The 12,231-nt window shown below is 55.4% G+C and carries 12 protein-coding genes; 7 read left to right on the forward strand and 5 right to left on the reverse strand.

Annotated elements, in window-relative coordinates; all coding sequences use genetic code 11:
- Window positions 1–3: 3 nt before the first annotated feature.
- The 3 genes from proP (at window position 4) to AABB92_RS18075 (ending at window position 3,694) form a co-directional block, all read left to right on the forward strand.
- Entirely contained in the window at window positions 4–1,509 is a 1,506-nt protein-coding gene (gene proP / locus AABB92_RS18065) for a glycine betaine/L-proline transporter ProP (protein WP_031375258.1), read from the forward strand.
- A gap of 128 nt (window positions 1,510–1,637) precedes the next feature.
- The gene (gene hemB / locus AABB92_RS18070) at window positions 1,638–2,615 is read left to right on the forward strand and encodes a porphobilinogen synthase (protein ID WP_031375259.1); all 978 of its coding nucleotides are present in this window, start codon (window positions 1,638–1,640) and stop codon (window positions 2,613–2,615) included.
- Between the two features lie 110 nt (window positions 2,616–2,725).
- Window positions 2,726–3,694 carry a GGDEF domain-containing protein gene (locus AABB92_RS18075; RefSeq protein WP_031375260.1) on the forward strand — a complete coding sequence of 323 codons (969 nt, stop codon included), beginning with the start codon at window positions 2,726–2,728 and terminating at the stop codon, window positions 3,692–3,694.
- Window positions 3,695–3,734: 40 nt separating this feature from the next.
- Here AABB92_RS18075 and AABB92_RS18080 read toward each other — a convergent pair whose 3' ends face one another.
- Window positions 3,735–4,757, reverse strand: a complete 1,023-nt coding sequence (locus AABB92_RS18080; RefSeq protein WP_031375261.1) for an alpha/beta fold hydrolase — start codon at window positions 4,755–4,757, stop codon at window positions 3,735–3,737.
- Window positions 4,758–5,109: 352 nt separating this feature from the next.
- Between AABB92_RS18080 and AABB92_RS18085 the strand changes: the two genes are divergently transcribed.
- Window positions 5,110–5,607 carry a helix-turn-helix domain-containing protein gene (locus AABB92_RS18085; RefSeq protein WP_031375262.1) on the forward strand — a complete coding sequence of 166 codons (498 nt, stop codon included), beginning with the start codon at window positions 5,110–5,112 and terminating at the stop codon, window positions 5,605–5,607.
- Window positions 5,608–5,610: 3 nt separating this feature from the next.
- Here AABB92_RS18085 and AABB92_RS18090 read toward each other — a convergent pair whose 3' ends face one another.
- The gene (locus tag AABB92_RS18090) at window positions 5,611–6,270 is read right to left on the reverse strand and encodes an epoxyqueuosine reductase QueH (RefSeq protein WP_031375263.1); all 660 of its coding nucleotides are present in this window, start codon (window positions 6,268–6,270) and stop codon (window positions 5,611–5,613) included.
- 270 nt (window positions 6,271–6,540) lie between these two features.
- Here AABB92_RS18090 and AABB92_RS18095 point away from each other — a divergent pair, with 270 nt between their 5' ends.
- Window positions 6,541–7,929 (forward strand): sugar porter family MFS transporter, encoded by a 1,389-nt coding sequence (locus AABB92_RS18095; RefSeq protein ID WP_031374836.1) that lies wholly within the window; start codon window positions 6,541–6,543, stop codon window positions 7,927–7,929.
- A gap of 15 nt (window positions 7,930–7,944) precedes the next feature.
- Here AABB92_RS18095 and AABB92_RS18100 read toward each other — a convergent pair whose 3' ends face one another.
- On the reverse strand, window positions 7,945–8,625 hold the full coding sequence (locus tag AABB92_RS18100; RefSeq protein ID WP_031374837.1) for an SDR family oxidoreductase: 681 nt from the start codon (window positions 8,623–8,625) through the stop codon (window positions 7,945–7,947).
- Between the two features lie 254 nt (window positions 8,626–8,879).
- Between AABB92_RS18100 and AABB92_RS18105 the strand changes: the two genes are divergently transcribed.
- Window positions 8,880–9,899 carry a LacI family DNA-binding transcriptional regulator gene (locus AABB92_RS18105; protein WP_031374838.1) on the forward strand — a complete coding sequence of 340 codons (1,020 nt, stop codon included), beginning with the start codon at window positions 8,880–8,882 and terminating at the stop codon, window positions 9,897–9,899.
- Window positions 9,900–9,930: 31 nt separating this feature from the next.
- On the opposite strand, the gene AABB92_RS18110 is transcribed toward AABB92_RS18105, so the two are convergent.
- Entirely contained in the window at window positions 9,931–10,758 is an 828-nt protein-coding gene (locus tag AABB92_RS18110) for a hypothetical protein (protein ID WP_031374839.1), read from the reverse strand.
- 1 nt (window position 10,759) lies between these two features.
- On the reverse strand, window positions 10,760–10,957 hold the full coding sequence (locus tag AABB92_RS18115; protein ID WP_031374840.1) for a hypothetical protein: 198 nt from the start codon (window positions 10,955–10,957) through the stop codon (window positions 10,760–10,762).
- A gap of 286 nt (window positions 10,958–11,243) precedes the next feature.
- On the opposite strand from AABB92_RS18115, the gene AABB92_RS18120 reads away from it, so the two are divergent.
- The gene (locus AABB92_RS18120; RefSeq protein ID WP_031374841.1) at window positions 11,244–12,230 is read left to right on the forward strand and encodes an aldo/keto reductase; all 987 of its coding nucleotides are present in this window, start codon (window positions 11,244–11,246) and stop codon (window positions 12,228–12,230) included.
- The last annotated feature ends 1 nt before the right edge of the window (window position 12,231 follow it).

A 12,231-nucleotide genomic window follows, 5' to 3' on the forward strand; every position in this document is an offset into this window, starting at 1 on the left:
TCTATGAAATTGCGTAGGAAGCGTGTAAAACCAATTGGCATTGATGATGTGACTATCATCGATGATGCCCGTTTACGTAAAGCCATCACCGCGGCCTCTCTGGGTAACGCGATGGAGTGGTTTGACTTCGGTGTGTATGGCTTTGTGGCTTACGCGCTGGGTAAAGTGTTTTTCCCGGACGTCTCGCCGGGCGTTCAGATGATTGCGGCGCTCGCCACCTTCTCTGTTCCCTTCCTGATTCGCCCGCTGGGTGGGCTGTTCTTCGGTATGCTGGGCGACAAATATGGTCGTCAGAAAATTCTCTCTATCACCATCATCATCATGTCGGTCAGTACCTTCTGTATCGGCCTGATACCCTCCTATGCCTCGATCGGCATCTGGGCACCGATTCTGCTGCTGTTAGCCAAGATGGCGCAGGGCTTCTCGGTCGGCGGTGAATATACCGGCGCCTCGATCTTCGTGGCTGAATATTCGCCTGACCGCAAACGCGGCTTTATGGGAAGCTGGCTCGACTTTGGTTCGATTGCCGGTTTCGTGCTCGGCGCGGGCCTGGTGGTGCTGATTTCCTCCATTATTGGTGAAGATAGCTTCCTTGAGTGGGGCTGGCGTCTGCCGTTCTTCGTGGCGCTGCCGCTGGGGATTATCGGTCTTTACCTGCGCCATGCGCTGGAAGAGACGCCGGCATTCCAGCAGCACGTGGACAAACTGGAACAGGGCGACCGCGAAGGCCTGCAGGATGGCCCGAAGGTCTCGTTTAAAGAGATTGCGACTAAACACTGGCGCAGCCTGCTCTCCTGTATCGGTCTGGTGATCGCCACTAACGTCACCTACTACATGTTGCTGACGTACATGCCGAGCTACCTGTCACATAACCTGCACTACAGCGAAGATCATGGGGTGATGATTATCATCGCCATCATGATCGGTATGCTGTTTGTCCAGCCGATGATCGGCATGATGAGTGACCGTTTCGGCCGTCGTCCGTTTGTCATCATCGGCAGTATCGCCCTGATGATCTTCGCGATTCCAGCCTTTATGATGATCAACAGTGGCGTGCTGGGACTGATTTTTGCCGGTCTGCTGCTGCTGGCGGTGATCCTCAACGCCTTTACCGGTGTGATGGCCTCGTCGCTGCCGGCGATGTTCCCGACCCACATCCGCTACAGTGCGCTGGCCAGTGCGTTTAACATCTCGGTGTTGATCGCCGGTCTGACCCCGACCCTGGCCGCCTGGCTGGTGGAAACCACCAGCAACCTCTATATGCCAGCCTACTATCTGATGGTGGTCGCGGTGATTGGCCTGATTACCGGTCTGTTCATGAAAGAGACCGCCAATAAACCGCTGAAAGGTGCAACACCAGCCGCCTCGGATATGGAAGAAGCGCGCGAAATCCTGCAGGAACATCACGATAACATCGAGCACAAAATCGAAGATATCGACGAAGAGATCGCCCGCCTCGAAGCGAAACGTAAAAACCTGGTGCAGCAGCACCCGGACATTAACGAGTAATCGTCTTCCCTCTCCCGTCGCCCGGCGGGAGAGTTTTTCTCCCGCGCCGTTACCGCACACAAACCTTCATGCCTCCCCGGCAAAGGGAGTAAACTATTGTCACTTTTTTCACCTGCGTAAGAATGAATATGTCTGATTATTCCCTTATCCAGCGCCCAAGAAGATTGCGCGCCAGCGCGTCAATGCGCGAAATGTTCCAGGAATCTTCCCTCAGCCTGAACGATCTGGCTCTGCCCATTTTCGTTGAAGAGGGTGTCGACGATTACAAAGCGATTCAGGCGATGCCTGGCGTGATGCGTATCCCGGAAAAACGTCTCGCCTATGAGATTGAACGCATCGCGAAAGCCGGTATCCGCTCGGTGATGACCTTTGGTATTTCACACCATACCGATGCTACCGGCAGCGATGCCTGGAATGAAAACGGTCTGGTGGCGCGGATGTCCCGCATCTGCAAAGAGACGGTACCGGAAATGATCGTCATGTCCGATACCTGTTTCTGTGAATACACCAGCCACGGTCACTGCGGTGTGCTGTGCGATCACGGCGTTGATAACGACGCGACGCTGATCAATCTTGGCAAGCAGGCGGTAGTGGCGGCCGCGGCGGGCGCGGACTTTATCGCCCCTTCTGCGGCGATGGATGGCCAGGTACAGGCGATTCGTCAGGCGCTGGACGCGGCGGGCTTCACTCAAACCGCGATCATGTCTTACTCGACTAAGTTCGCCTCATCGTTTTACGGTCCATTCCGTGAAGCAGCGGGAACGGCACTGAAAGGTGACCGTAAGACCTACCAGATGAATCCGATGAATCGCCGTGAAGCGATCCGTGAATCACTGATTGATGCGGCGGAAGGTGCAGATTCACTGATGGTGAAACCGGCAGGTGCCTATCTGGATATCCTGCGTGATATTCGTGAGCGCACTGAGCTGCCGCTGGCGGCCTACCAGGTGAGCGGTGAGTACGCCATGATTAAATTTGCCGCGCAGGCCGGTGCCATTGATGAACGTAATGTGGTATTGGAAAGCCTGGGTGCGATTAAACGTGCCGGTGCGGACCTGATTTTCAGTTATTTCGCGCTTGATCTCGCCGAACAAAAAGTGCTCTGATCCCCTCCTCAATAAGACAGTGAATTGAATCGCTTCGATCACTGTCTTTTTTCTTTGCCGTAAGGCACACATCAGAACCTGGCTTCACCAAAAAAATAAAGGGCTCTGCGATGAAAGCACCCGAGATCGCTGCCGATGAGGCACAACGTTTATCGCAGTTGCGTGCGTTGAACGTTATGAATACCCCTGCAGAAGAGCGTTTTGATCGTTTGACCCGTCTGGCACGCCGGCTGTTTGACGTTCCGATTGCGTTAGTCAGCCTGCTGGAAGCCGATCACCAGTGGTTTAAGTCGGCGCAGGGTTTTGAGCCCGCCGGATCGCCACGCAACATCTCCTTTTGCGGCCATGCCATCCTGCAGGATGAGATCATGATTGTGGAAGATGCCGCCACCGATGAGCGCTTTCATGACAATCCTCTGGTGACCGGCGAGCCGCACATTCGCTTCTACGCCGGCTGTCCGCTGCGGGCACCGGGTGGCGCGAAAATGGGCACGCTGTGCATCATTGGCCGTGAGCCGCGCCAGTTCGACGAAGAAGATCGGGCCACGCTGCGCGACCTGGCGGCGATGGCCGAAGCGGAACTGGTGGCGTTTCAGGCGGCCACCTGCGATGAGCTGACGCAGATTACCAATCGGCGTGGCTTTATGACGCTGGGCGAGATGGTGCTGAAAGAGTGCCGGATGAAGAACCGGCCCGCCTGTCTGACCTTTCTCGATCTGGATAAGTTTAAGCAGATTAATGACTCGCTCGGCCATCGTGAGGGCGACCGGGCGCTGATGGATTTTGCTGACGCGATGAAAGTGGTGTTTAAACATTCCGATCTGTTTGCCCGCTTAGGCGGCGATGAGTTCGTGGTGCTGTTTAACGGCCTGCAACAGCAGCAGACGGAAGCGCTGCTGCAGCAGTTTGCCCACTACTTAGCCCAGCAGTCGATCAGCCTGAACCGCCGTTACCATCTGCACTTCTCGTATGGCGTGGTGGAGTTTGATGCGGCCCATCCGCAGTCGCTGGAGCAGTTACTGCATGACAGCGACGAGCAAATGTACCGCAGTAAAAAGCAGAAGCGAGCGGTGCTGTAACGTCAGGCGCCATTGCGCCTGACCGGTTACACCTGAGGGGTTACTGTCGCGCCAGGTCGTCGAGCAGGGTCTGATTAAACTTCGCTGGCTCTTCCATCTGCGGCGCATGTCCCATTCCCGGGAATTCGATTAACCGCGCGCCCGGAATCCGCTTCGCCACCTCTTTACCCAGCACCGCGTAATCACCGAGCCGCGCTTTGACCGCCGCAGGTGCGATATCGCTGCCAATTGCGGTGGTGTCGGCAGTGCCGATCATCAGGGTGGTCGGCACCGTCAAATCGCCGAATTCATAAAACACCGGTTGCGTGAAAATCATGTCGTAAATCAGCGCTGAATTCCACGCCACTTTCTGGTGTCCTGGCCCGCTGTTCAGCCCGGCCAGCATATCGACCCATTTGTCATACTCCGGTTTCCAGCGACCGACATAATAGGTCTGCTGCTCATACTTCTTAATCCCTTCGGCACTCAGCTTGAGTTCGCGCTGATACCACTGATCGACGGACCGCCACGGCGCACCCTTAGCCTTCCAGTCTTCCAGCCCGATCGGGTTGACCAACACCAGCTTCCGGGTCTGCTCCGGATACATCAACGCATAGCGTGTCGCCAGCATTCCGCCGGTGGAGTGGCCAATAATCACCGCTTTTTCTACCCCCAGCTGCGCCAGCAGCTGATGGGTGTTCTCCGCCAGCTGCTGAAAACTGTACTGGTAATGCGCCGGTTTGGTTGAACTGCAGAAACCAATCTGGTCGGGCGCCACCACGCGATAGCCTTGCTGACTGAGTGCGCGAATCGTCTCTTCCCAGGTCGCACCACAGAAGTTTTTCCCGTGCATCAGCACCACGGTTTGTCCGTTGGCTTTTTGCGTCGGTTTCACATCCATGTAGCCCATGCTCAGCGGTTGCTGCTGAGAGGAAAAATTGAAATGTTGCAGAGGGTAAGGATAGTGAAATCCTTCCAGCTGCTCGCCGTAAACGTTGGCGGCGAGCGCCGGTGCCGTGCTGAGTAAGGTCAGCGAGGTGAGCAAGGCGGCAAGCGGTTTCTTCAACGCGTATGTCGGGCTCATCCAGGGTTCTCCAGGTTAAAGGTGAGGTGTAAGCCTGGCATGAAGTGCTGAAAAGTGTATTGATGGGCTGTGCGATGTTGATCATCCCCCTGCCGCTGAGACGTCTTATCACCGGTTAAACCCGCTTAAGCGAAACCGTTTAATTAATATTACGCATCCCGCTTATTCACACTACTTATTTCACTCACTTCATCAACATATCAATTACAAGTAAGCCATTTATATTATCAAATAGTTATTAAAACTGCTTTATCGGAGATAACGATTCATTTCCTGATAAAACTTTACGTAAGAAATGCGCAGAAAAAGATAAGTTATTTTAAACTGCCCCGAAGATAAAAAGGGGGATGTTATGAATGAGCGTAAATATAATGAAAGTGTGATCGTCTCTGTCACCGAGTGGATTGATAACAATCTCGATCAGCGGTTAAGCGTTGATGATATTGCGGAGAAAGCCGGATATTCAAAATGGTATTTACAGAAATTATTTGCCCGCTATCACAATGAAACGCTGGCGCGTTATATTCGCAAGCGCAAGCTGGCTGCCTGTGTCAATGATTTAAAAAATAGCCGTACGCCAATTATTAGCCTGGCGCTGAAATACCATTTTGAAAGCCAGCAATCTTTCACCCGCTCATTTAAACAGGTGATGGGATGTACGCCGAGCGTCTGCCGTCGGCGTCAGCTGGATGAGGCGACGTGCCAGCAGTTATCTGAGGCCGCCAATCCCTGTGCGCTATGCCGCTACGCTCAGCCTGAAACCCGTGAAAAAATCAGCAGCGGAATAAGCCAGAATATCACCTTATCCGCTCATCACTATGGTACGTCTGACTCAGCCCGTAGCCTGTGATGATCAGATATCGTCCGGTTGATAATATTGCACACCGATCTGAATTCGCTCACGGCCCTGCGTGACGCGATGACGATTGGTGTCGCGCAGCGAATAAACGCAGCCGCAATATTCCTGCTGATAAAAACTTTCGCGCTTGCTGATTTCAATCATCCGCGCCGATCCGCCGCCCTTACGCCAGTTAAATTCCCAGTAAAGCAGGTCAGGATAATGGGCCGCCGCACGCACTCCGCAATCATTAATCTGCTGCATATTCTTCCAGCGTGAAATACCCAGCGAACTGGTGATCACCGGAAAACCATTTTCATGGGCATACAAGGCAGTACGTTCAAAGCGCATATCAAAGCACATGGTACAACGCTCGCCGCGCTCCGGTTCCCATTCCATGCCGCGCGCCCGTTTAAACCAGTCATCACGGTCATAATCAGCATCCACAAACGGCACGCCAAATTTTTCTGCAAAACGAATATTCTCCTCTTTGCGCAGCTCATATTCTTTGAGCGGATGAATATTTGGGTTGTAGAAATAAATGGTGTAGTCAATGCCGGATGCCAGCATCGCTTCCATCACTTCACCGGAACAGGGGGCACAGCAGGAGTGCAAAAGGACTTTTTTGTGGCCGCCAGGTAAGGGCAGCGGCTGGCGCTGATAAGGCTGAGACATAAGCACCTTCAATCATTGGCTGAAAAACCGCAGTGTAATAGCGCACGCCACCGGTTGCAAAATTTCCCGGGCAGGCGGAGCTTTTGCCTATTTGTGCGCTGTTATCAGTCGGCGCGCTGACCGCCAGGCCGCGTGCCGCCGGGCTGCTGGCGCCGTTCCCGCCGATGGCCAGGCTGCGGATGTTTAAACTGTGACCGGTAACACACTGCCCTCGACTATGTTTACATAACATTAACAATATTGACAAAGTCACAGAGCAAGGAGAGAAGCATGGCTGCAGCAAAGAGATCGGGGGATCGTCAGAACCGCTTTACCTGGTTCGTCTGTTTTATGGCCGCGCTATCCGGCCTGTTATTTGGCCTGGATATTGGCGTGATTGCCGGCGCGCTGCCGTTTCTCGCCAAAGATTTGCAGATCACTAACCATCAGCAGGAGTGGGTAGTCAGTTCAATGATGTTTGGTGCCGCGCTGGGTGCGCTGGGTGCTGGCTGGATGTCATCAAAGCTGGGACGCAAGAAAAGCATGCTGGCCGGTGCCACGCTGTTCGTGATCGGTTCGCTGTGGTCGGCGTTTTCACCGGATGTCGAATCGCTGGTCTGCGCCCGGGTAATGCTGGGCCTGGCGGTCGGCATCGCCTCTTATACCGCCCCGCTCTATCTGGCCGAAATTGCGCCTGAGCGTATTCGCGGATCAATGATTTCGATGTATCAGCTGATGCTGACCACCGGCATCGTGGTGGCGTACCTCTCCGATACCGCCTTCAGCTATAGCGGTAACTGGCGCTGGATGCTGGGGATTATCGCTATTCCGGCAGTGATCCTGTTTGTCGGCGTGCTGTTTCTGCCTAACAGCCCACGCTGGCTGGCCGCGCACGGTCGCTTTAACGAGGCGCAGCGGGTGCTGGATCGGCTGCGCAACACCAGCGAACAGGCCCGCCAGGAGCTGGAAGAGATCCGTGAAAGCCTGCAGGTGAAGCAACGCGGCTGGTCACTGTTTCGTTCTAACAGCCATTTCCGTCGCGCCGTGTGGCTTGGCATGCTGTTGCAGATTATGCAGCAGTTCACCGGCATGAACGTGGTGATGTATTACGCGCCGAAAATCTTCAATATCGCCGGTTTCTCCAGCACCAGCGAGCAGATGTGGGGCACCGTTATCGTCGGCCTGGTCAATATGCTGGCGACGCTGATTGCCATTTTCCTGGTTGACCGCTGGGGACGTAAACCGATGCTCACCACCAGTTTTCTGGTGATGGCGATCGGCATGGGCGTGCTCGGGACATTACTGCATCTGGGCGTGGAGACTGACTTCCGCAAATATTTCGCCATTGCCATGCTGCTGATGTTTATCGTCGGTTTCGCGATGGCTGCCGGTCCGGTGATCTGGCTGTTGTGCTCAGAGATCCAGCCGCTGAAAGGGCGTGATTTCGGCATTACCGCCTCGACCACCACCAACTGGGTCGGTAACATGATTGTCGGTGCCACTTTCCTGACCATGCTCGATCAGCTGGGCAATGCCAACACTTTCTGGTTCTACGGGGCGCTCAATCTGCTGTTTATCGTGCTGACCATGCTGCTGGTGCCAGAGACCAAGCACGTGACGCTGGAGCATATCGAACGCAACCTGATGAAGGGCAAAGCCCTGCGTGATATCGGGGCGTAACCGCCCCGCAGAGGGTTACCATTGCAGCGTTTTACCGCTGTAATCAATGTAGTGATGACCGCCGCGGCCCTGCCAGGCGGTCAGTTGCCGGACAATACCCTCAGCGCTCTCCTCAACGGTTAACGGCGCAGCTTCACCGCCCATCTCGGTTTTTACCCAGCCCGGATGCAGCGTCACCAGCGTGCCGGCCTGGGCTTCAACCTCCTCAGCCAGCGACCGGCTCAGCATATTCAGCGCCGCTTTGCTGGCGGAATAGAGCGGCATGTCAGCGCGCGGGTTTTCGCTCAGGCTGGCCAGCTGTGATGAGGTGATCGCCAGCACTCCCTTCTGCTTGCTAAGTAGCGGCAGCAAAATTTCGGCACTGCGTACCGGTGCCACCGCATTGGTCAGAAACAGCTGAGCCAGCTCCTGCGCCTCACTTTGCGCCAGCGTCTGGTGCGCCGGACCAAAAATCCCGGCGTTAATCAGAATCGCATCAAACATCTGTCCGGCGAGCTGGCCTGCCAGCTGCTGCACTGCCGACGATTCGGTCATATCCAGCGCATGCCACGTGACGCCCGGCTGTTCTCCCTGCGCCGGGATGCCGCTGCGATGCGTGGCGGTCACCTGCCAGCCCTGGGCGGCAAACGCCTGCACCACCGCCAGTCCAATACCGCGTGATGCGCCGATCACTAATGCTTTACCTTGCTGAGCCATATTGATTCCTCATTGATGATGTCATCTATCAGCTTAACGGCAAATCCGCCCTGCCAGCAGCCGCAGGTGCTATTTCGTCCGGCAACCGCACAACCGGTAAAATGCGCCCGGCGAGCAGGTAAACCGGCCAGGCACTTTTCCCTGATGGTTTCCCATCAATATTTCGCTTTATCTTTTACTTTTAACCGGTTAGAAGATATCGATTGAGTGGCAGGCTGCGCGACGTTCGCCCGCTTTTTTCACGTGGAGTCTGAATGAAAAAGCTCACCTTAGACACGGTGGCAAAAATGGCCGGCGTCGGCATCGCGACGGTTGATCGGGTGCTGAATGAACGTGGCGGCGTGTCGCTGGAAACCACCCGCAAAGTGCTGAAAGCAGCACGCGAAGTCGGCCTGAAGCGCCTGCTGCCGGAGGAGTATCAGCATCCGTGGCAAATAGAAGTGTTCCTCAGCAACAACGGTTCTTCGTTTTTCCAGCAGCTGACCGCCCACTTCAGCGACGTCGCCAGCCAGCTCGGCTATCGCCGTCTTAAGCTGCACAAAACCCTGGTGACCGAAGCGCAGCCCGAAAAACTGGCGCAGAGCATTATTGCCCGCAGCGCCAATCGTGACGGCATCATTGTTTTCGCCCACGATTCGCCACCGATCTATCGCGCGCTGGCGCTGTGTCGCAGCCGTAACGTGCCGGTGATCACCATCGTGACCGATTTGCCCGCCGCCGATCGCCTGTGCCATGTCGGTATCGACCAGTATCAGGCGGGACGGACAGCCGGTTTGCTGATGAGTAAAACCAGCCATCAGCCCGGCGATATCGTGATGGTCAGCGGCCGTTTCGATTACCAGGCACACCGGCAGCGCATCGCCGGTTTCCGCGAAGTGATGAGCCAGCGCGCACCGCAACGTCACCTGCGTGAAGTGCTGCTTGGTCAGGACGACCGCGGCACCATCCGCAGCCTGCTGGCGCGTAATCTGACCCAGTCGCAGGCGATTGCGGGCGTCTACAATACCGGCATGGGCAATACTGACGTCAGCGAAACGCTGCGCGCCCATCAGCTGCTGGGCCGCTGTACTTACATTACCCACGAGCTTTATTCAGTGACCCGTCAGCTGCTGCTGAATGATGAAGTGGCGTTTACCCTCGATCAGCACGCCCGGCAGCACGCCCGGTTGTCGATTGACCTGCTGCTGCGGCATCTGGAAACCGGTTATCAGCCGGATGTCTATCAGCAGGGTAAAGTCGCGTTCCGGCTGTTTACGGCGGAGAATATGGTGTAACCCCTCACGCATTAAGGGGCCAGCACAAAGGTTACTGCGGCGGCTCCCGGCTCTCATCATCCGGACTCTGGCCGTCATCGCTGCCCTGGCTCTTCTCGACTTCCTGCGGATGACCCATCGACAGTGCAGTGGCGCTGGCCGGGTCAAACAGCGACAGGCTTTCAATCTGATCGACCATAATCACTTTACGAAATGACATCGCGTCTTTGGGCGTGGAATCCAGCGTGATGCCGTGCTCGGCGTACCACTTGCTGTAGTTATGCTCTACCGCCAGCTTCAGCGTTTTGCTGTCGCGATAGCCGCTGAGCATCGGGATCAGGACGATATTTTTGGTGCTCTCATACTCAAAGGTCGAGGCGTGCACCATCCCGATGTAGATGCGGCGCGACTTGAGCGTAATCCACGCCAGTTCACCCTCTTCCATGCACTGAAACAGCAGCTGCTCAACGCCATTCGAGCGCGACAGTTGCTGATAGAGATCTTTACGCCCGGAGACGTTAAGTCGTGCACTGCCCGCCCAGTTCGAACGATACAGGCAAAACAAAATGGCAAACGCCAGCATGATCACAATCGGTGCCTGGATGCCGAGGAAGCTCCAGTTCATAAACTCCATCTGCCATTTGAGATGGACGCCCGGGATCATCTGTACCGCATTGGCGATAGCAGAGATAGCGAGCAGCAGTAACCAGACAATGCCGGTGGCAAACACGCCCTGCAAAACAAAAATACAGCCGTATAAGGCAACCAGAAAATAGACATCCCAGCCCGACGAGCGGCGGATTTTAAAGCGGCTATTCAAATCGCGGCTGGTGTACCAGTAACCACTGACCATTAACACCATGAATATTGCGGTACCCACCTCAGACTCCCTTTAACGTATTCACATGGCGGGCAAAATCTTCGTGCACTTCTTCACTAAGGGTGTTGACCGAGATATTGCCGTTCTCGTCAATGATGATGCGTTCACCTTCAGCGATGGAGTCGTTGATGTCCTGGCGGGACATGATCTGCAGAAATTTCTCGGGACTGGCAAACAGCGATTTAACAAATTTGAACATGGCGATCCACTTATCGGGTTTAAAAGAGAAAGTATGTGACCGAAACGGCACTCTCGCCTGGTTAATTTCAGGTGAAATTTCTTAAAATCAATTAATTAGCGAAGCGGTTAGTGTTCATCTCTGGCCGCATTTTGCTGAAATAGCCAACATAACCAGTAGATTGGCGGTGTCGTCTGCCCTTTTTCAGCGTAGCAGTCTGTGACCGGGCGTCATCCCTTCCTCGCCGGTTAGCGCTAAGCTCAATCTTTGTCAGCTTACTGTCACCCCTGTATTGAGGAAGATTCAGATGAAACAACGCACGTTAGGTCGTACCGGTCAGCGCGTCTCCGAAATTGGCTTTGGCGCATGGGCGATTGGCGGGACCTGGGGAGAAGTCAGCCAGCAGGATGCCGAGGCCGCGCTGCACGCTGCCCTGGATGCCGGCATAACCTTTATTGATACTGCCGATGTGTATGGTGACGGCCGCTCTGAAAAGATTATCGCCGGGGTGCTGAATCAGCGCGGCGGTGAGCGCCCGTTTGTGGCAACCAAGCTGGGCCGGCGGCTGTCGCCGCACGTGGCGGACGGTTATAACGCCAGCAACCTCAATGCGTTTGTCGACCGCTCGCGCGAGAATCTGCAAACCGGGACGCTGGATTTAGTGCAGCTTCACTGCCCGCCAACCGAGGTTTATTACAATCCGGAGGTGTTTGCAGTGATGGATGAGATGGTTGCCGCCGGGAAAATTCGCCATTACGGCGTGTCGGTAGAAAAAGTCGAAGAGGGGCTGAAGGCGCTGGAATTTCCCAACGTCTCATCCATTCAGCTGATCTACAACATCTTCCGCCAGCGTCCGGCGGAACTGCTGCTGCGAGAGGCAAAACGGCGTAATGTCGGGATTATCGCCCGCGTCCCGCTGGCATCAGGCTTGCTGACCGGGAAAATGGGCCCGGACAGCCAGTTTGCCGCCGACGATCACCGCGCCTTCAACCGCAATGGCGAAGCCTTTGATAAGGGTGAAACCTTTTCCGGCGTACCGTATGAGGTGGCGCTGGAGGCGGTAGAGGAGATTCGTCGTTACGTGCCGGGCGACATCAGCATGGCGATGCTGGCGCTGCGCTGGATCCTGATGAACGACGATGTCAGCGTGGTGATCCCCGGCGCGAAAAATCGCCAGCAGGCTGAAGACAATGCCCGCGCCAGCAGCGTTGACGCGCTGTCTGACGAGACCATGGCGGCGCTGAAGCAGATTTATCAGGCGAAGATCGCCCCTTACGTGCATCAGCGCTGGTAGT

Origin of the sequence: Pantoea brenneri, from assembly GCF_038594305.1 — a bacterium.
GTDB lineage: Bacteria > Pseudomonadota > Gammaproteobacteria > Enterobacterales > Enterobacteriaceae > Pantoea > Pantoea brenneri.